18 protein-coding genes and 4 tRNA genes are annotated in these 19898 nt (G+C 32.1%); 5 read left to right on the top strand and 17 right to left on the bottom strand.

Annotation, left to right across the window (positions count from 1 at the left end; genetic code table 11):
• Window positions 1–118: 118 nt before the first annotated feature.
• The 4 genes from mgtE to yjbM are packed head-to-tail and all read right to left on the bottom strand — an operon-like array spanning window position 119 to window position 3859.
• A complete protein-coding gene (gene mgtE / locus AC1RPU_RS07330; RefSeq protein ID WP_481761981.1) occupies window positions 119–1486 on the bottom strand; it encodes a magnesium transporter in 1368 nt (455 codons plus the stop codon).
• Window positions 1487–1503: 17 nt separating this feature from the next.
• Window positions 1504–2397 carry an RluA family pseudouridine synthase gene (locus tag AC1RPU_RS07335; RefSeq protein WP_481761982.1) on the bottom strand — a complete coding sequence of 298 codons (894 nt, stop codon included), beginning with the start codon at window positions 2395–2397 and terminating at the stop codon, window positions 1504–1506.
• Window positions 2387–3190, bottom strand: a complete 804-nt coding sequence (locus AC1RPU_RS07340) for an NAD kinase (RefSeq protein ID WP_481761966.1) — start codon at window positions 3188–3190, stop codon at window positions 2387–2389. Before AC1RPU_RS07340 ends, AC1RPU_RS07335 begins: the two co-directional genes overlap by 11 nt.
• 39 nt (window positions 3191–3229) lie before the next feature.
• A complete protein-coding gene (gene yjbM / locus AC1RPU_RS07345) occupies window positions 3230–3859 on the bottom strand; it encodes a GTP diphosphokinase (RefSeq protein WP_481761967.1) in 630 nt (209 codons plus the stop codon).
• Window positions 3860–4111: 252 nt separating this feature from the next.
• On the opposite strand from yjbM, the gene AC1RPU_RS07350 reads away from it, so the two are divergent.
• Window positions 4112–4729, top strand: a complete 618-nt coding sequence (locus AC1RPU_RS07350; RefSeq protein ID WP_481761968.1) for a DsbA family protein — start codon at window positions 4112–4114, stop codon at window positions 4727–4729.
• Between the two features lie 44 nt (window positions 4730–4773).
• On the opposite strand, the gene pepF is transcribed toward AC1RPU_RS07350, so the two are convergent.
• The 5 genes from pepF to AC1RPU_RS07375 form a co-directional block, all read right to left on the bottom strand.
• Window positions 4774–6594, bottom strand: a complete 1821-nt coding sequence (gene pepF / locus AC1RPU_RS07355; protein ID WP_481761969.1) for an oligoendopeptidase F — start codon at window positions 6592–6594, stop codon at window positions 4774–4776.
• A gap of 48 nt (window positions 6595–6642) precedes the next feature.
• A complete protein-coding gene (locus AC1RPU_RS07360) occupies window positions 6643–7785 on the bottom strand; it encodes a competence protein CoiA (RefSeq protein WP_481761970.1) in 1143 nt (380 codons plus the stop codon).
• Window positions 7786–7851: 66 nt separating this feature from the next.
• On the bottom strand, window positions 7852–8526 hold the full coding sequence (locus tag AC1RPU_RS07365; protein WP_481761971.1) for an adaptor protein MecA: 675 nt from the start codon (window positions 8524–8526) through the stop codon (window positions 7852–7854).
• Between the two features lie 167 nt (window positions 8527–8693).
• A complete protein-coding gene (spxA, locus tag AC1RPU_RS07370) occupies window positions 8694–9092 on the bottom strand; it encodes a transcriptional regulator SpxA (protein WP_481761972.1) in 399 nt (132 codons plus the stop codon).
• Between the two features lie 405 nt (window positions 9093–9497).
• Window positions 9498–10235, bottom strand: coding sequence for an MBL fold metallo-hydrolase (locus AC1RPU_RS07375; RefSeq protein WP_481761973.1), 738 nt, complete (start codon window positions 10233–10235; stop codon window positions 9498–9500).
• A 91-nt stretch (window positions 10236–10326) separates the two neighbouring features.
• On the opposite strand from AC1RPU_RS07375, the gene AC1RPU_RS07380 reads away from it, so the two are divergent.
• Entirely contained in the window at window positions 10327–10836 is a 510-nt protein-coding gene (locus tag AC1RPU_RS07380) for an antibiotic biosynthesis monooxygenase (protein WP_481761974.1), read from the top strand.
• Window positions 10837–11016: 180 nt separating this feature from the next.
• On the opposite strand, the gene AC1RPU_RS07385 is transcribed toward AC1RPU_RS07380, so the two are convergent.
• Both AC1RPU_RS07385 and AC1RPU_RS07390 read right to left on the bottom strand, forming a co-directional pair.
• Window positions 11017–13053 (bottom strand): ABC transporter permease, encoded by a 2037-nt coding sequence (locus AC1RPU_RS07385; RefSeq protein WP_481761975.1) that lies wholly within the window; start codon window positions 13051–13053, stop codon window positions 11017–11019.
• On the bottom strand, window positions 13050–13805 hold the full coding sequence (locus AC1RPU_RS07390) for an ABC transporter ATP-binding protein (protein WP_481761983.1): 756 nt from the start codon (window positions 13803–13805) through the stop codon (window positions 13050–13052). Before AC1RPU_RS07390 ends, AC1RPU_RS07385 begins: the two co-directional genes overlap by 4 nt.
• Window positions 13806–13945: 140 nt before the next feature.
• Between AC1RPU_RS07390 and AC1RPU_RS07395 the strand changes: the two genes are divergently transcribed.
• From AC1RPU_RS07395 to AC1RPU_RS07405, 3 genes are read left to right on the top strand one after another with little or no spacing between them, the layout of a single operon-like run.
• A complete protein-coding gene (locus AC1RPU_RS07395; RefSeq protein ID WP_481761976.1) occupies window positions 13946–14620 on the top strand; it encodes a response regulator transcription factor in 675 nt (224 codons plus the stop codon).
• 9 nt (window positions 14621–14629) lie between these two features.
• Window positions 14630–15676 (top strand): sensor histidine kinase, encoded by a 1047-nt coding sequence (locus AC1RPU_RS07400; RefSeq protein ID WP_481761977.1) that lies wholly within the window; start codon window positions 14630–14632, stop codon window positions 15674–15676.
• Between the two features lie 11 nt (window positions 15677–15687).
• The gene (locus AC1RPU_RS07405; protein ID WP_481761978.1) at window positions 15688–16245 is read left to right on the top strand and encodes a M15 family metallopeptidase; all 558 of its coding nucleotides are present in this window, start codon (window positions 15688–15690) and stop codon (window positions 16243–16245) included.
• 47 nt (window positions 16246–16292) lie between these two features.
• On the opposite strand, the gene nrdG is transcribed toward AC1RPU_RS07405, so the two are convergent.
• The 6 genes from nrdG to AC1RPU_RS07435 all read right to left on the bottom strand — a co-directional run bounded on the left by nrdG (window position 16293) and on the right by AC1RPU_RS07435 (window position 19813).
• A complete protein-coding gene (gene nrdG, locus AC1RPU_RS07410; protein WP_481761979.1) occupies window positions 16293–16883 on the bottom strand; it encodes an anaerobic ribonucleoside-triphosphate reductase activating protein in 591 nt (196 codons plus the stop codon).
• Window positions 16858–19032 carry an anaerobic ribonucleoside-triphosphate reductase gene (nrdD, locus tag AC1RPU_RS07415; RefSeq protein ID WP_481761980.1) on the bottom strand — a complete coding sequence of 725 codons (2175 nt, stop codon included), beginning with the start codon at window positions 19030–19032 and terminating at the stop codon, window positions 16858–16860. Before nrdD ends, nrdG begins: the two co-directional genes overlap by 26 nt.
• Window positions 19033–19454: 422 nt before the next feature.
• Window positions 19455–19538 (bottom strand) — tRNA-Leu (locus AC1RPU_RS07420).
• A 12-nt stretch (window positions 19539–19550) separates the two neighbouring features.
• Window positions 19551–19621: transfer RNA gene (locus AC1RPU_RS07425), tRNA-Cys, on the bottom strand.
• A 33-nt stretch (window positions 19622–19654) separates the two neighbouring features.
• Window positions 19655–19727 (bottom strand) — tRNA-His (locus tag AC1RPU_RS07430).
• 12 nt (window positions 19728–19739) lie between these two features.
• Window positions 19740–19813: transfer RNA gene (locus AC1RPU_RS07435), tRNA-Trp, on the bottom strand.
• Window positions 19814–19898: the final 85 nt, after the last annotated feature.

The raw sequence follows: 19898 nt of genomic DNA on the forward strand, positions 1-19898 counted from the left end.
GGACATACAAAAATCCCTCCATGATTATCGGATGAAATTATATTATTTCATCTGACAACCATAAAGGGATTATTACATCACTCAATCTGAAGTTGTTGGAACCTTTTTAAGTTTTTCTTTAAGTCGCAATAAAAAATTTTAAGAATACTTGTGCAATACTAAAATAAATTAACACAGAAGTTAAATCACTCAATGTCGAAATAAATGGCCCTGATGCAACTGCTGGATCAACACCAATTTTATCCATTAAAATTGGTATAAAACTACCCGCTAAATTTGCCACCGTAATAGCGCACATCATTGCAAGTCCTATCACCATCCCGAGAACAAAGTTACCCTTCCAGAGTCCGACAATTAAAGTGACGGAAATACCCGTTACAACCCCAATTACTAATCCAGTGAAAACTTCACTTATAATTAGTCTAAGCACACTTTGTTCATTGTCATCTTTTACAGCTAGGCGTCGAACAGCAACAGCTAAACTTTGTGTTCCGGCATTACCGGCCGTTCCTGTAATCAATGAAATGAAGACAGCTAAAATACTTGCTTCACTCAGTAACCCTTCAAAATGACTAACTAAACTTGCCGTTGACATACCTAAAAATAATAACGTTATCAACCATGGCAAACGTTTTGATGCTGCTTTAAATGGATTTTCTGTTTGATCTTCAGTATCGACACCGGCCAAACCAGAGTAATCCTCAGCCGATTCTTCATCAATAACATCAATAATATCATCAACAGTAATCACACCAATTAATTGTTCATCATAATTTGTAACTGGCATTGCTAAAAAGTTATAATCCCGAATCATCTTGGCAACGTCTGCTTGATCGTCATCAGCTTTAACAGACATAACTGGTGTCGTCATGATATCTCCAATTAACGCCTTCTCATTACTCATTAATAAATTACGTAATGTTACAATCCCCATCAAACGCTGATCATTATTAATAACATAATCATAGTAAATTGTTTCCGCATCACTTGCTTCTTCTCTTAAAGTACGCATTGCAGAACTCACTGTTTGATCTGAGGTTATTGAGGCAAAATCAGTTGACATAATAGCACCAGCTGTCTTATCTTCATAATGCAGCAGACTTTTTATTTCATAGGCCTTATCTTTATCCATCAGACCTAAATATCTCGCTAATTTATGCTGATCCAGTTGTCCCAACAGGTCAACCTCATTATCAGTGTACATATTATCTAATAACTCAGCCACATACTTTAGAGACATTTCATCAAAATATTTAACAACATCTTCCGGATCATCTTCAGCGGCATCAAATGTGTCACTCAATTCCTTAGGCGTCAGGTACTGATACACCTTTTGGCGTTGCTCTTTATTAAGCACTGAAAAAATCTCAGCTTGCTCATAAACATGCAAATCTGTAAATTCATTGTGAAAATTATATTGTTGATTCTTTTCAAGCGAATCAATAATTTCTTCAGTTTTTATTTGGTTATATTTTTCTGTATCCACCATGATGAATACCTCGTTTATTTTTTATTTATAAATTTTTGCATATCCGATGCAAGGTGACTCTGAACATTTATCTGTTCATGTGTAAATGGTTGATAAAACTCAATTTCACTACAGTGTAGCGCTTGGCGTTGCATTGGCATAATTATATGCCCACCATACAATGTATCACCAACTAAGGGATGCCCTGTGGATGCAAAATGAACACGAATTTGATGTGTTCTCCCCGTATGTAATTGGATTTTATATTGACTAATACCTTTTACAGATTTCTCTAACCAATACTCAGTTAAAGCTACTTGACTACCTTCCCCATGGCCAACCTGCCTCTTAATGAATGATTCTGGATCACGCATAATTGGCTCATCAATTGTCCCATGCGGAGTTTCAATCTGTCCTTCGACAAATGCTGTATAGTACTTTTTAATTAGATGATTTTGTAACTGTTGATCCAATAAAGCGTGAGCAAATCGATGTTTAGCAAACAATACTAACCCACTCGTATCACGATCAAGTCGCGTCGCAATATGTGGAATAAAATCATTTAAATGTCGATTTTGATAATAGCCTGCGACACGATTAATCAAGGTATCCTCCGGATGTAAATATGAAGGAATTGAGGCAACATGTGCTGGTTTATTAATAATTAAAAAATCGCGATCTTCAAAAACGATATCAATTGGTACAAACGATTTTTTTAATTCATTTTTATTTTTCTCAGCTGGTAGAACAATACTCACTTTATCATTTGTTTGAATGAAGTCAATTGCCCACTGCTCGTTATCGTTGACTAATAGCTTACCACCACAATACTTAAGCGTTGCAAGTAATCGCCTAGATACACCTTCATTTTTCAGAAAAGTCTTCACTTTTTGAGGAGACGTCCCTGTATACTGCCAATCAATCTGCATAATCACTACCAATAAACGCCTCATTTACACGTTTCCAGAAATTATTATGTCGATATTTGGCAAAACAAATGTGTTCCTTCGCTATTTTATATTTAATTGCCTTAATTTGCCGATTATGATAGATTTCTTGGTCTATACTAAAAACAAAGTCACTGCTTTGTGTTGGTTTCAGTGTAATCCAATCATTTGAAGCCACAATAACTGGTGAGCTTAGCGTCCTAAACACACGATTGTTAATAGACGCAATTTCTGCCATTTGTATTGACTCGAGTTCGGGATGAATAACCGCTCCACCAACCGATTTATTATAGGCAGTAGATCCAGTAGGCGTAGAAATGCACAAACCATCTCCACGAAACTTTTCAAATAACTGATCACCAATATAAACATCCGTTACCATTGTATTGTTAATCCTTTTTAAGGTTGATTCATTTAATGCAAGAAATCTTTCTGATTCTGCATCAAAATAATCAACTTTAACATCTAATAATGGATAATTAATTGATTGTTTATTATCTGATTGGAGACTAGTAACTAAATCTGAAATTTCATCATCTCGCCAATCCGTATAAAAACCTAAATGCCCTGTATGTACGCCAACAAATCTAATGTTTTCAAGGTTATCTTGGTAATGTTTGAAAGCAGAAAGCAAAGTTCCATCCCCACCAACCGTAATCACAATTTCAGGATGACTATTATCAATTACGATATGTGCATCCGTTAGTTTTTGATACAGTTCTTTACCAACTTTTTGCGATTTTTCCCCATCATTTTCGAAAATAGCAACTTTCATTCGTAACCCTCTTTTCCTGACGCCCATGATACCTAATGTTTATTTTTTGTTTAAACCCTTACCATAAAATAAATGCTGCGCTTCTTGAATCTCTTCTCTAATTTCGGACATTTCAGTGTCTAATTTAAACGCAGCCTCTGCTGCCCGTTCGAGCCGTGCATTTAATTGGCTAGGAAATTCTCCTTGATATTTATAATTTAAAGAGTGCTCAATCGTTGCCCAAAAATTCATAGCTAACGTGCGAATTTGAATTTCAACAAGTACATTTTTTTCTCCATTTATCATTTGAACCGGGTACTTAAGTACAATATGATATGAGCGATAACCGCTCGCTTTTTTATTAGTAATGTAGTCACGTTCTTCTACAACGGTCATATCATTTCGAGAACGTAATAAGTCAACAACCTGATAAATATCATCAACAAATTGGCACATAATGCGAATACCCGCAATATCTTGCATGTCAGTTTCTAAACGTTCTTCAGAAATTTGACGTCGTTCAATTTTCTCTAAAATACTATCAACTGATTTAACCCGACTTGTCACAAATTCAATTGGCGAATGTTGACCAATACCCGTGAACTGTTTTCTTAAACCACGCATTTTTATTTTCATTTCTGAAACGGCCTGTTCATAGGGTCTAAAGAAATATTTCCAATCTTCTACCATTTTATCACTCTATTCTATTATTCAATTTACTCATCTCATTTTAGCATAAATTAGTGATTCAGTTCCGAATTAACCTCACAATGTTACCAAATCTTTCAAAAAACAAGTAATTTTAATAATATCTGTTATTAATTAAGTGTTAATAATTGAAAAAAAAAAAAAATTTGGTAAAGTGGTAATAGTTATTAAAACAGAAATGAAATCAAACCCCACACGATTTTAAATCTAATCACTATAATTGGAGGAGTACTCTTGCTAGAAATTTATTTATTTGTCAACCCATTAGGTACAAAATGCTTCAAATCTGAACAAAAGGTTTTAGACTTTATTCGTCTATCTCCCCAAAAAATCTCATTCCAATTTGTACCCATGTTAAACATCCAAACAGTGCACAATGTCATGATTGAAAAAAATCTTGATACACGTAACTTAGCGCTTCGAAATGTGTTATCTGGGTCAATTTACCAAGCCGCTTTAGATTATAAAGCAGCTCTTTTTCAAGGAAAAAAACGTGGACGTGATTTCTTAATGGCAATTCAAGCGGCTTTAGTTCAAGATAGCACTTGTTACTCAGAAGAGCTCATTCAACGAGTTGCTAAAGAAGTTAACTTAAACTGGGAAATGTTTAATGAAGATAGACATTCAGTGTTAGCAAAAAAATCATTTAAAAATGATCAAAAAATTGCCAATGATATGAACGTTACAATGCATCCCACAATCGTCATTAATAATATTGATGGTCTAGACTGTGGTGTATCCTTCCCAGATGCTGATTTAGTAGATATTTCGAAAGTTTGTGCTGGTGATTTTAATATTCAAAATGACTTACATCAAGCAATTAACCCTCAAAACCAACTATACGTTTTATAAAATAAAAATACGTAGCTTAGTTTTTTAACTAAGTTACGTATTTTTTATTTCTCTAAGATTTGAGGTAATAATGCCTCTAATTCATTCAATCTTGCTTCAAATACAGCAAATGCGTTAACTAGATATGCTGACTTAGTCATATCTACACCTGCTTTTTTCATGACATCAACTGGAAAATCTGAACTCCCAGCTTTCAAATAATTCAAATAGTTTTCTAATGCATCAGGTTTTCCACTAGTGATTCCCTCAGATAAAGTGGTTGCAGCAGCAAACCCTGTTGCATATTGATAGACATAATAATTATAATAAAAATGCGGAATTCTTGACCATTCCATTGCAATTTCTGGATCACGTTCTAAACTCTCTCCATAATATTTTTGATTTAAATCAGCATAGTATTTAGACAGTTTATCAGCCGTTAGTGGGTTTCCAACCGCGTCTTCCTCATGAATCCAATGTTCAAATTCTGCAAATTGTGTTTGACGGAAGATAGTTCCTTTAAACCCGTCTAAATAATAATTAAGTAAAAATGCCCTAACCTTAGGATCTGTTTGAGTCTTTAATAAATAATGTGTTAACGTATTTTCATTAGTTGTTGACGCAATTTCTGCTAAAAAAATTGGATAATCACCATACAAATAAGGCTGATTATGATGCGTATAGTAACTATGAATACTATGTCCCATTTCATGTACCAATGTATAAAGATTATTTACATTATTTTGCCAGTTTAATAACATATATGGTGCTGTATCATACATACCTGATGAATAGGCACCACTTCTTTTACCTTGATTTTCAACAACATCAATCCAACGGTTATCAAATGCCTCTTGAACATGACTTAGATAATCAGGTCCCATTTTATCTAAGGCTTTTAATGCCTCACTTTTCGCTTCATCATACGTGTAACTTAGTGCGGGTTCGCCTGTTATTGGTGTATATAAATCGTATGAATGTAATTTTTCAACTTTTAAAATTTTCTTACGTAATGCAACATAACGGTGTAACAACGGTAAATTCTTATTAACCTGCTCAATTAGTGTATTGTAGACAACTTCAGGTATCTGATTATTTGATAATGACGCATCTCTGGCACTTTTATAATGTCGAACTTGTGCACTATAGTTATGAACTTTAACATGGCTTGAAAGTGTTGAAGCTAGTGTGTTTTGAAATTGACCATAGACTTCATATAATTTTTTAAAGGCCTGTTCTCTAACACTTCTAGAAGTTGATTCTAGAAGGACCCCATAAATACCTTGTGATAATTGAACATCATTACCTTGTTCGTCTTGAACAACTGGAAATTTCAAATCAGCATTGTTCAGTATTTCAAACGTTTTAGAAGAGGCGCTAAATATATCCCCTGCTCCAGCTAAGAGCGTTTCTTCAGCATGCGAAAGGACATGATCCTTCTCCAATAATAAACTATCAAAAAAATGACGATAGCCTTTTAAATCAGGATTATCAGACATAAATTGCTTTAAAGTATCCTCTGGTATCGCAATAATTTCAGGTTCAAACCAAGAAATAGCAGCCGATACCTTAGCTGCCAAGGCGCCAGCCCTTGAATTTAAAGCTTGATATGTTGAATTTTCTGTATCTTGATCATTTTTTAAATTCGCATACACGTATACTTTTTCGAGCATCCGTTCAAGCGCCAAAATAGCTTCTAATCCACGTAACATTGTTGTACTATCTTGACTCAATGTACCTTTAAAGTTAGCGATAGTTACTACAGATTCTTCAATTTTTTTGTAATCCTCTTCAAATAATGAATCTGAACCATATATTTTTTCTACATCCCACGTTAAATTTTCTGGTACCTCTTCACGCTTTGGTAATTGCTTAGCTACTGTCATAAAAAGCCTCCGAATATCGTTTATTTACTCCTATAAGATAACATATTTTTAATCAAAATTTGAAATAAATGTATGCCTCAACTGTAAATTTTCCATTTTTAGCGATATATCACTGGACCATACAATCTGATTGTCAATTCGATAATTTTCGGATTCTTTAATTGGTATTAAAATATGATTTTTAATTAAACCCTTAATATATGCATTATTAACTTGTTTAATTGCTAGATGACCAACAAGTGGCATTTCAAAAAGAGTTTTTGTGATTTTTTGTTGCAGGTTAAATAATAACTCAAGCTCTTTTTTCGAAATAACATCAGTGGTATATTTTTGCAAATCTAAAATAACTCGAATTCTCCAAAAAAAGTCATCATGTCGATAGATTGGCGGAAGACGCGTCTGACTCAAGCAATATATCGGAAATCCCATAAAATAATATCGCTGCATGTAGCAAAAATCAATCTGTTGCTTTAAATAATGATTCAAATAATAACAATTTTTCTCTAACTTAGTCAATTGACGGAACAAGTCTGCTGGTGACAAATTCAAAGTTTTATTCCTACAATTATTTTTGATAAATACCATTAAGTCTGTTACATCATTAAATACTTTTGTGCAGTAACGAATACCATATAAATTTTCAAACCATAATTCATAATTTAAAATTAAACACTGTCGCTCAGTATCGATAAATACTAAGAAATAACCAATATTTTTATGGAAATTTATAAACATTGCTTGTTGTTGTGTTAATTTTTTATTTAAACGATGTTTCATCCCTAGAATCCAAAAAATACGATACCCATTTTGTTTATAACCGTCAGTCCTTTTGTTAAAATCTTTTAGCGTCAACGGACTGCATTGGTACTCTACGACTAACTGGCTATTTTTTAAATTTATTAAAACATCCGGTCGTTGCTTTAGTTTAGGCAAATATTGCTCAATATCTGCTCTTTTATGTCTTTTTTCTGCCCACATTTTAATTAAATTTTTCCCTGTGACATGTATTTTCGTTTCACCTTCTGAAAAAAAATGACATGACTTTTTAAAATGAGCAAAATGAGCTTGTTTTTGCGGGCCTTCTTTAAAGACAACACGCTCTCCGCAACCAGGACAAAAATATTTATTGTTTTGCTTAAAATTTATTGCGCATACCAACTCATCTACGTGTTCTTGTTTTGCAAATATCATTCAAATTACCCCTTGTTACAATTTAAATACGCAAAAAAACAAACTAACCTTTTTCGATTAGTTTGTTTATTTAAAGTATCTTCTTGCCTCAGAGAGTGCGTCAGATGACATAATCTTTTTACCACGTTCTTCCATAAATGGTCCTGTCGATGAGACAACCTGTGCATACTCTAATGCGACAGCTATATCATTTTCGATTGTTTCTTTTGTTGTATTATCTTTATCAAAAATTAGTTCTAAAAAATATTTATTTTGGACTTTAAATAAATTGCTTTGTGTATTTGTTGGTCTAAAAATTTTAGCTAATTGAATAAAATCTTCGAAGTCCCCAAATTCAAACATTCTTGTTTGAGCAGATTTTTTATAACCCGATCCAACAGTATCTTGTGAGTCATTGTCACTGTCTTCAAGCTCAGCTAATCTATCTTTTATAAAGCTTCCTAGATCATCATTCTCAGATAAATCAGAAATGTTTATTTCTTTCGGATTTTGCGTCTCGTCTGGCTTTCCACGACTGATAAATAACTCCAAGCCATCTCGATTAGGTAATACCTGGAAGGTAACTGCTTCATTATTTTCAAATTCATGTTCCGTGTCTACTTCGCGTAAAATACTATAAAAGAAATCTTCAATTTGAGTTCTATTACCTAATAAATCTAAAACAGTAATACCTCTTTTAGATAAATCTTCATCTTCAACTAAAACACGAATTGTATTTTCATTTATTTTTTCCATTTTCATTACTAATCACCCATCTTTCTGATAACTTGACCTTAATTCTATCTAAAATTTACTATTTGTAAAGTAGTTTAAACTAAATAAAAAAAATTCAGGAATGCGTCTTCCTGAATTTTACCATGTTACCTTATTAAAAACTAATGTTTCAATATTATTTAATTTTAAATTAATTAAAATCCAGCAAGTAATTGTGCCTTTTGTAATTCTAAAGCACGTACATCCCTTGGTAAGAAGCGACGAATTTCGTCTTCGTTATATCCAACCTGTAATCGTTTTTCATCTAGAATAATAGGACGACGTAATAAACCAGGATTATCTTGAATTAATGAGAATAATTCTTGAAGTGGTAAATCGTCTAAGTCCATATCTAGTTCCTGATAAACTTTTGAGCGTTTAGAAATAACTTCTTCTGTTCCATTTTCAGTCATTTGCAAAATTGTTTTAATTTCATCAATGTTGAGAGGCTCAGAAAAAATATTACGTTCTTGGAATGGAATATTATTTTCCTTAAGCCATGCACGTGCTTTTCGACAAGATGTACAACTTGGTGAAGTATATAAAGTTACCATATGCGCTCTCTCCTTTTAATAAAAAATTTATCAATTCCTATAAAACAATTGTAACTTATTATCAAACAAATTACTACCATTTTATTAAAAAAATTTACTAATTAATATTTTTACTAATAATACATTTAATTCATTTGTGTTCATTATTAAATGATTAAATGACATCATTTTTGATATTGTTTTTTATATTTCGAGTATGATATTACATATATTTTATAGTTATTATTATTTATTGAATGAAAAATAATTTGCTATCTCAATTATTTAATATACTTTACACTCGATATATACTTACTAAAAGTACGTAACACGCACTTAATCGTTTATTTGCAACAATCTTATCATTATTTTATTTTTCAAAAAAAAGATACATATTGTTAAAAAAATTTAACAATATGTATCCGATTACAAAATTAGTTCTAAATATTTTTTTGCGAGTATTATATCGATATTATTGCCAGCTGATAATTCAGCTTGTTCTTTTAATAATTCGTGGGAACCATTTGCTGGTAAATGCGTTAAAATTAATCTTTTAGCATTATTTAAACGAGCAAACTTTCCAGACTCGGTAGATGTCATATGCCATTTTTTGCCAATTTTATCATCAAAAAAGTTTGTATCGGTCATTAATATATCTGCATTTTGACTAATTTCATTTAATTTTTCGTCATACGCCGTATCAGCTGTAAAAACAAAGACCTTCCCAGTTGCCCGTTCCGTTATTCTCATAGCATATGTAGGCACTGGGTGAATTGTTTCTAAAAATTCAAAAGTAAAAGGCCCAATGTCTATAACTTCTTTATTCTTATATCCTATTCCAATTGTCGCATTTGCCCAAGTTAATTTTGCTAATGCTTCTTGATCAATAGATGGCCCATAAATAGGAAGTGGTTGCTTCACTTGTTCACCGTTAATCTGCCAGCTATACTGTAAAACGCCGACATCTGCGATATGATCCTGATGATAATGTGATAAAACAACTGCATCTAACTTCAAGGAATCTAGTTTAGGTTCTAGACTAAGCATTGCTCCACTTCCACAGTCCAACAATAAATTAAAACCATTACTCTGAATTAAATATGAACTAGTTCCAACTGTATGGGCAGGATAACCCCCATAGAATCCTAAAATTGTCAACTTCATTTTTAATTGTCCTTCCTGTTACTTTTGACTCTATTATACCTTTTTTTGGGCTATACTTAATAATGAATTAAAGTAAATGGGAGATGTATCTTTGTTAAATCATATAAACACAGCATTAGGCGCTGAATATTTTTTAAAGTCTATAATTCGAAATAATCCATCCCGATCATTTATTCTACTTAATCCAATTAATAAGTACAATAATTCTTACTTATTAGACACATCAGATGATAATTCTATTTTCTACTCTGGATTAGACTTCCGTGTTCGATATCATGTAGGAATGGATTCATGGCAAGGTTTTTATCATTTTAAATATATTACTTTGAGCGATGAAGAAAGTAAAGTTTACTTAGCTCAAGTACAAACTTTTATTAATGAACAAACAAAACCAACTGGTATCATTTCTTTTTACACATTACAGTCTTTATCTAAAGGTTATAATTATGTTTTTTTAACAATTTGGAAGCAACAATCTGATTTTATTAATTGGCGTAAAACGTCAAATTATAAACAGTTAAAGTACTATGAAAGTGAGTTTCAAATTACTCCCATAGACGCAGTGTATTCTGTTAATGAATTAATTAATATAAAAGATTAATCCAATTAGTTAAAAACAATCCGTATTCCACAAACGATATTAATAGCTAATTAATGACTCAAACAAGTCATTAATTAGCTATTTTTTTACAATAGTTATTCCCCAAAAATGTTTAATTTCCAACCAAAAAATAGCCTAAAAAGTTTTCTAACTTTTAGGCTATTAATCATTTAACCGTTCTTAAACTCTGTTATTTATTATCCGATTCAACACTCTCACGGTAATTAAAAATAAGCCTAAATACATCACATAGAAGGTCCCCCAGAAGAAAATGAGAACATTTAGGTTAGGTTGATCAAATAATGCGACATAAATATTAAAAGTAAATATTGCTTCTATCGATCCTAAAATAACCGGAATTAAAAATAAACTGGCTGTTTGCTGATAAATAATTCGCTTAATCTCTTTTTTGGTCACACCTAGACTTTGCATTAGTGAATAAGTTTTTTGATTTTGTCTAAGATCTATCATTTGTTGTAACATTAAAATACTACAAGTTGCTAATACTAAAATAATACTAATAAAACATGCTATATAAATATAAAACCCATCTAATTCGTTAACATTTTTTTCAACTTGATTTCTCACACCCAAATTTCGATAATGGTAGTTTGACTTAATTTGATTAGAAAATTTATAACGGACATTCGATAATGTTGTCCCTGTCTGCTGCAAATAGGTCTGTTCTTTAGATTGATTATCTAATTTATGTCCGAAATCATTTTTAGATTGTGCAAATTCCTGATAATTTTTAATATTAATAGCTGTAAGTCCATATTTTGTGTTGCTATCAACACGTTTGTAGACACTATCTTTAACAATTAACAAATTTTGAATGTAATGTATTTCACCATACGGAAACGTACTTAAGTATGTTTTTATCTTTAATTTGTTCATTGATTTTTGCTTAAATTGAATGAGCTGGTTATCATCATTAATTTGATATCTTGCTAACTTGTGTAAAATCATAACTGTCTCATTCGATTTAATCTTAATCGGTTCTAAATCATCTTGAATTTTACGCGCATGATTATAATCTGTTTCTGACATTATTGTAATTGGCACAATTTTAGCTTCACTTTGATTATTTGCTTTTAATTGAACACTTGTTTTCATCGGTACAATTTTAAGATGTCCACTTACTTGCTGTTTCACTATTAAATTGTTTTGTTTTAATACTTTTTTTACAGTTTTTAAATGATAATCGTCCGTAATAAAATGAGCTGGTGCCACTTGATCAATTGTTTTTTGGGAATATGAATACAACGTAGCCACTCCAATAAATACAGATAAAGAGAACATTATTAATAAAGTCATTAAACTTAAGATGACCTTATTTTGTCTTAAACTGACTTTTAAATTAGAAAAAGCAAGTAGCCTACCACCCCGATACATAAAATGTCGCCATTTTTGTATCATACTTATCATTATCGGCACCAAATAATTAAAAATCAAAAGAGTCCCTAAGATAATCATAATTGCAATAATCAATACTGCTAAAAAATAATCATTTTTACGTAACCAAACATTAAAAATAGGTCCCAAATTTTCAAAATTTACTGCCATAAATAAAGGTACAATAATAAAAAAGATACTAATGATAGCCATAAATCGTTTAAATGGTCCAAATTTTTCGACACTGGCATTATCACTATTTTTAAACAATGAAACTAATTGTTTACGATAAATAACACTTGCATTAACAGTTGACATCATTAAAAAGATAACGTTAAAGATAACTATTGTACTAATTAAACTATGCCAAGATATAATAATATTGGTATCTGCCACAATAAACATAGCCCTCAACAAAATCATAGCAAATAATTTAGAAAAGATCGCACCAACCACTAAACCAATCAGTAATGCTATATTACCTAGAATTAAATTTTCAATAAATAGCATTGTCGCAATTTCTTTTTTTTTCACTCCAAGAAGATGGTAAACAGCAATTTCTTTTTCTCGCCGTTTCGCCACAAAAAGATTAGTGTACATCATGAAACAAGCAATAAAAATCAAAATTAAAAAACTACTAATACGTAAAGTAACAGAAATTGGTAACTCTACGCGCGCATTTTGTGTTAACTCTTTGTTAATTGACATTGACAAAAATGAAAAATAAACTGTAACTGCTATCGCACTAGCAATAATGTAAATTAAATAATCCCATAAACTGCGCCAAATACTTTTAAAAACAATATTCACTAGTGGTTTCATTGCTTTCCCCCACCAATAGCTGCTTGCATATCAATTATTTTTTGGAAAAATTCTTTTCTAGAGCCATCTCGCCTAATTTCGGCAAAGATATTCCCATCTTTAATAAAAATAATTCTTTTACAATAACTAGCTGTAAATGCATCATGAGTTACCATCATGAGCGTCATCTTTTGCTTTTCATTCACGTCTGTTAAATACTTCAATAGTTCCGTAGCTGCTTTTGAATCTAGACTTCCTGTCGGTTCATCTGCGAATAACATTTTGGGTGCCGTTATAATAGCTCGTGCAACTGCAACCCTCTGCTGTTGACCAATTGAAATTTCATTTGGAAAATGTTTTAAAATATTATTTAAATTTAAAATATTAGCAATATTAGCAAGTTTTGCCTCAATTATTTCTACATTTACTTTATCCAATGCTAAGGGCAAAATTATATTTTCCTTGATAGTCAACGAATTAAGTAAATTAAAATCTTGAAAAATAAACCCTAACTGTTGTCTTCTAAACTCAGACAATTTTTTTTCATTATATTGTGTTATATCCTGGTTATCTATTCTAACATGTCCAAAAGTTGGCTTATCAATAGTCGACATCATATTTAATAACGTCGTTTTTCCTGCACCAGATGGTCCCATAATACCAACAAATTCTCCTGAATCAATTACAAACGAAATATTATCAATTGCAGTCGATCTATTAAACTTCATTCCATAAATTTTTTTAACGTGATCTACTTCAATAAATGTCATAATTTCATTTCTCCTATTACCAAGTATTATCCTATATATAGGATAATTACGCCAATATTTATTTACGCTTTTTATCTATTTGAATTTAATGCTAAAAACCGGTATTGTAGGGTAAATAGTTCTTACTTTAAAGAGGTGATAATATGTTTAGTATAATGATTGTTGAAGATGATAAAACAATTGCCAACATTACTGCAGATAGTCTAGCAAAATGGCGATTCAACCCTATTTTAATTAATAATTTTAGTGAAATTGATCTTGAATTCATTGAAAAAAAACCACATTTAGTTTTATTAGACATTAATTTACCCGATTTTGATGGCTTTTACTGGTGTAAAAAAATCCGTGAAATATCAAATGTACCAATTATATTTATCTCAAGCCGAAATACCAATATGGATATGGTTATGGCAATGAATATGGGTGGCGATGACTTCGTAAATAAACCTTACTCAATGGAAGTTTTAGTTGCAAAAATTTCTGCATTATTACGACGCACTTACAATTACGCAGAAATGGGACCAGAAACACTCGAGCATAATGGCCTTTTTTTGAATTTACAAAATGGAACTGCAAAATTTAACGATAAAATTATTGATTTATCAAAAAATGAGTACCAGTTACTGCAATATTTAATGCGTCAGACAGGGAAAATTGTTAGCCGTGAAAAATTACTTCGAGAACTCTGGGAAGACGAACATTTTGTTGATGACAATACGTTAACCGTTAATATTAATCGCGTTCGTAAAAAAATAGCACAAGCTGGATTACCCAATTTTATCGAGACAAAGGTAGGACAAGGTTATCTTATCCCTTAGGAGACACTAATGACATTTTTTAAGTACATTTCAGATAGAATTACAACAATCATCTTTTTCCTTCTAGTTATTCTCTTAATTAATCTTGTATTGTGGTTTGATCCATTCCATAACATTGTTTTATCTACATTATTATATATAGATATTCTGGTAGTTATTATATCAAGTATTTTTGTTGTAACACGTTACTGGATTAATCATCAATGGTACCAAAAATTTAAATTACCAATTGATCCAGCAACAGCAGATTTATTGATTCCTATTAATGGTGCACATTCCAATGAACAACGTTTATATCAGGGTTATGTTAATGCCCTATTAAACAATCATCAAATACAAATAAATAATATCTTGTCTAAACAACAAGAACAAGAGGATTTTTTAAATGCTTGGATTCATGATATTAAAGTTCCCTTAGCTGCTATTCAGTTACTAATTGAAACATCTGATGGCAAGCTATCTGAAAAACAAGTCATGCAAACTGAAATTGAATTAAAAAACATTGAAAATTTTGTTGAACAAGTGATTTATTATTCTCGTTTAGATAGCTTTTCAAATGATTATTTAATTCAAGATGATTCACTAAAAAAAGTAGTTAATCTTGTCATTCGGGATAATATGAACTTATTTTTTTCAAAACATATTCGTTTCGTTTTTAACAGTACAGATATTTCCGTTCTAACTGATTCAAAATGGCTACGTTTTATCTTAAATCAAGTGATTACCAATTCATTAAAATACACACCAAATAATGGTGAAATCGTTATTTCTCTTAAAGATACTGAAAAAGAAACGATATTAGCCATTAAAGATAATGGCATTGGTATCCCGAACGCAGATTTAGCTCGCGTTTTTGACAAAGGATTTACCGGGAATAACGGGCGTCAATTCAACCAAAATGCAACCGGATTAGGCCTTTATTTAGCAAATCAACTAAGTCAAAAATTAGGTCACCAATTAGAAATTGAATCTCCAAAAAATGAAGGTACTACAGTTAAAATTATATTTCCTAAACTTTCTTATTATAATGATGAAATGGGCGAAATTCTTCGCTAGGAGGGTCTATCATGTTATCAGAAATTGAACTCGGTTTTACAAATATTAAAGATATTGATCCTAATATTATTGTAGATTTACGCTATGCTACAAAAGACAACTTTACTAACCAAATTATTTATGACTTTTCTACAGCAATCGCTAGAACAGGAACAGCTAAGAAACTTGGTATCGCAAGTCAATTACTCAAAACTCAAGGCTATCGTTTAAAAATTTGGGACGCCTACAGACCAGTCTCTGCTCAAAAAAAATTATTTGACGTTTATCCCGATCCTAATTTTGTAGCGAAGCCAAATCCTAATTTCAGTCATCAAAAAGGCGTGACATTTGATTTAACTATCTGTGATATGGATGGCCACGAGCTTAACATGCAAAGTGAATTTGACGACTTTTCAGAACGAGCTGGAAGAAATTATAAACGAACACCTCAACAACAAATAAATTACGATATACTAAATAACGCTATGATAACTGCTGGTTTTATCGGATATTCTGAAGAATGGTGGGACTATAGAGATTCTGATATGAATGACTATTCACCACTTATCGCGAATCCAAATGATTATTAAAAAAACTTGTCACAACACCTTACATACAAGGTATTGTGACAAGTTTTTTATCTTAACAATTTATCCCAGAGAATAACTTCACCCGCAATTAATGATTTTTGAACATCAATAATTCTTTGATTTGAGCTACCTCTAAATTGCAAAGTTAAATCTTTTTTTGGTAATTCGAATCGACCGTCGACTAAAATATCAATCTTTGAAAGTAATTCAAGTTTATCATCAGATTCAAGCATTAATTCATCCCATGTATAACCAGTCCAAGACCAGATATCTTTCGTCCATCCATAAGTATCATGAATACGATTCACTAAGCTTAAACAAACCTGCGTGTTAACAAAAGGCTCTCCGCCTAATAAAGTTAATCCTTGGCAATAGTCTTCGCTTAAATCAGTTATTATTTGATCTTCAAGCTCTTTTGTATATGGTGTCCCATATCTAAAATTTTGCGCTGCCTTATTATAACAACCCGGACAAGCAAATAAACAGCCACTAACGTATAAACTACAACGAACCCCTTCACCATCAACAAAATTAAATGGTTTATAAGATGCAATATACTGTTGGCTTAACTCACTGGCAATCCATTCTTTAGGTTTCGGATTTCGTGGTGCTTTAACTCTCTTTTGTCGTTCCATCATCAACCATTCCTAAAGTCATATTTTTAACACGAGAAGCAATTTCTTTATGACGTCCATGAACCATCGGACGTTGCTGTGGATTACCTAAGTATCCACATGTCCTTTTAACAACATCACATGTTTTTGGATCATGATTTTGACATTTAGGGCATTCAAATCCTCGTTCAGTTGGGTTAAATTCACCATCAAAACCACATTTATAACAATGATCAATAGGGGTATTAGTTCCTAAATAGCCGATTTTATCATAAGCCCAATCCCAGACTGCTTCTAAAGCCTTAGGATTTTGACGTAAATTTGGGTATTCACAGTAATGAATAAATCCACCTGATGCATATTTAGGATATTCCATTTCAAACGACAATTTTTCAAACGGAGTTGGATTTTTCCTAACGTCATAATGAAAACTATTTGTATAATATTCCTTTTCTGTAACATCTTTAATTTCACCAAATTTTTCAGTGTCTAATACACAGAAACGATCTGTTAAGGATTCACTAGGAGTTGAATAAACACTAAAATGATAATCGTATTCATCTGACCAATCTGTACAATACTCCTTGAGGCGTTTAACGATGTCAATCGTAAAATTATGCGCCTTTTCATTTTTTTCCCAATTAGGTCCAAAAAAAACAGTTCCAACTTCATATAGTCCAATATAACCTAATGAGACCGTAGCGCGACGATTCTTGAATAAATCATCAACATCTCCGTCTGCTTTTAACCTTTCGCCAAAAGCACCATGTTGATATAGAATGGGTGCATTCTCTGGGATAGCTTCCTTGACACGGTTAACTTTAAAGACTAATGCCTCTTTACAAACCTGCATCCTCTCTTTAAAGATATCCCAAAATAAATCAATATTACCTTCGGATTCCAAAGCAATTCGTGGTAAATTAACTGTAACAACGCCTAAATTCATACGCCCAGAATTGACTTCATTACCATTTTTATCTTTCCATCCTTGCAGAAAGCTACGACAGCCCATAGGTACCTTGAAACTGCCCGTAAGCTCTTTTATCTTGTCATACATTAATATGTCAGGGTACATTCTCTTCGTAGCACAATCAACAGCTAAGGCCTTAATATCGTAGTTAGGGTCCCCATGTTTAAAGTTTAAATCCTTTTTTATTGTAAATACTAATTTAGGAAATATTGCCGTACGATGCTCACGACCTAATCCTTTTATTCTAATTTTTAAAATTGAGATTTGAATTTCTCGTTCAATCCAACTTTCACCCAACCCAAAACCTAACGTAGTAAACGGCGTCTGTCCTTGCGAAGAGAATAAAGTATTGATTTCATACTCTAATCCTTGCATGGCATCATAAATATCTTTGCTTGTTTTAAGTTTAGCAAATTCTATCTGTTTTATTGGATTCCCAATCCATACTTTTGCATCTATTAAATGCTTCTTATAATTTAATTCAGCAAATGGCGCTAGTAACTCATCCACCCTATCTGCAGAACAACCACCATACTGACTTGAGGCTACATTAGCAATAATTTGTGCCATTTGCGCAGTTGCGGTCTGAATTGAATGAGGACTTTCAACTTCAGCATTTCCTATTTTAAATCCATTTGTTAACATCTCTTTAAAATCAATCAGACAGCAGTTAGTCATAGGACTCCAGGGTGTGTAATCTAAATCATGATAATGAATTGAACCACGTAAATGTGCTTTAGCTAGTGATTCAGGCATTAATTTTAATCCCAAAGTTTTACCCACTGTCCCAGCCGTCAAATCACGTTGTGTATTGAATACATTGCTATCCTTATTAGCATTTTCATGAACAATTGTATCATCTTTATTTAATAATTTATCCAAACGACCAGCTGGATCAGTTTGCTCTTTCCACAATTTTTCATCATTTATTCTATATTCCTGAAAGCTATCCAATGCATCACGGTAGCCTAATTCACGATATGTAGCTATAACTAAGCCATACATCGTTTGGGCATTAATTTTTTGATAATTACTTAATTTATGTAATAGTAATTCCTGATAGCTTTCTTGATTTTTTTTACTATTTAATCGACGCAAAGTACTACTTAAAACTTTACGTAATGCAAAATCAACTTTTCGACCATCACGCTTTTCAAATATGTCAGGCACTTGCATATCTAACTTTACCTCTACTTTTTTCATAAGTGACCTTCCTTTTCTTACAGCAATAAATATATGTTACTTGATTATCCTCTTAAAAACAACAATATATAGTGTACAACAATATATACTATCTATATATTGTTGTACACTATGATTTACTATCAAGATGTTTGAAATGTAATTAAAAAGTTAGACGTATATATATCAGTTAAAAAATTATTATATGATTTCAATACCAGAATATTTTATACACTTAAAAATTTATACCAAAAAAACTCTAATTATTAAGTGATTAGAATTTTCATACTATTATCCACCAACAACAGTTGACGAAGAGCCAAAAAAGTTCAACAAAAGCTCAACTTTCTATAATTTCGTATTATTCTTCATAATTTAGCGTACAAAAAAAGCCCAATCAATGGGCTTTCATGTTTTCTAATACTCTCTATAATACTTAATAATACCGGTGATCGGGGTCGAACCGATACTCCATTGCTGGAACTGGATTTTGAGTCCAGCGCGTCTGCCAATTCCGCCACACCGGCATAACTCGTGTAAGGCGGTAACCGGATTTGAACCGGTGATGAAGGTTTTGCAGACCTCTGCCTTACCACTTGGCTATACCGCCATATTAATTATTACTTGATATAACCTTATAAAAGGCGACATGTGGGAATCGAACCCACGCGTGCCGGAGCCACAATCCGGTGCGTTAACCACTTCGCCAATATCGCCAAAACAAAAAATGGCAGGGGTAGTAGGAATTGAACCCACACTGACGGTTTTGGAGACCGTAGTTCTACCTTTAAACTATACCCCTATAAAAAATGGAAGAGAGTGGATTCGAACCACCGAACCCGAAGGAGCGGATTTACAGTCCGCCGCGTTTAGCCTCTTCGCTACTC

The organism is Dellaglioa sp. CoH-55-MRSF-7 (genome assembly GCF_056782235.1).

Bases quoted from the DNA above. Each gene is read 5' to 3' on its own strand.
- AC1RPU_RS07335 (WP_481761982.1), bottom strand. From the start codon at position 2,397: ATGCAGATTGATTGGCAGTATACAGGGACGTCTCCTCAAAAAGTGAAG.
- AC1RPU_RS07340 (WP_481761966.1), bottom strand. From the start codon at position 3,190: ATGAAAGTTGCTATTTTCGAAAATGATGGGGAAAAATCGCAAAAAGTT.
- yjbM (WP_481761967.1), bottom strand. From the start codon at position 3,859: ATGGTAGAAGATTGGAAATATTTCTTTAGACCCTATGAACAGGCCGTT.
- pepF (WP_481761969.1), bottom strand. From the start codon at position 6,594: ATGACAGTAGCTAAGCAATTACCAAAGCGTGAAGAGGTACCAGAAAAT.
- AC1RPU_RS07360 (WP_481761970.1), bottom strand. From the start codon at position 7,785: ATGATATTTGCAAAACAAGAACACGTAGATGAGTTGGTATGCGCAATA.
- AC1RPU_RS07365 (WP_481761971.1), bottom strand. From the start codon at position 8,526: ATGAAAATGGAAAAAATAAATGAAAATACAATTCGTGTTTTAGTTGAA.
- spxA (WP_481761972.1), bottom strand. From the start codon at position 9,092: ATGGTAACTTTATATACTTCACCAAGTTGTACATCTTGTCGAAAAGCA.
- AC1RPU_RS07375 (WP_481761973.1), bottom strand. From the start codon at position 10,235: ATGAAGTTGACAATTTTAGGATTCTATGGGGGTTATCCTGCCCATACA.
- AC1RPU_RS07385 (WP_481761975.1), bottom strand. From the start codon at position 13,053: ATGAAACCACTAGTGAATATTGTTTTTAAAAGTATTTGGCGCAGTTTA.
- AC1RPU_RS07395 (WP_481761976.1), top strand. From the start codon at position 13,946: ATGTTTAGTATAATGATTGTTGAAGATGATAAAACAATTGCCAACATT.
- AC1RPU_RS07400 (WP_481761977.1), top strand. From the start codon at position 14,630: ATGACATTTTTTAAGTACATTTCAGATAGAATTACAACAATCATCTTT.
- AC1RPU_RS07405 (WP_481761978.1), top strand. From the start codon at position 15,688: ATGTTATCAGAAATTGAACTCGGTTTTACAAATATTAAAGATATTGAT.
- nrdG (WP_481761979.1), bottom strand. From the start codon at position 16,883: ATGATGGAACGACAAAAGAGAGTTAAAGCACCACGAAATCCGAAACCT.
- nrdD (WP_481761980.1), bottom strand. From the start codon at position 19,032: ATGAAAAAAGTAGAGGTAAAGTTAGATATGCAAGTGCCTGACATATTT.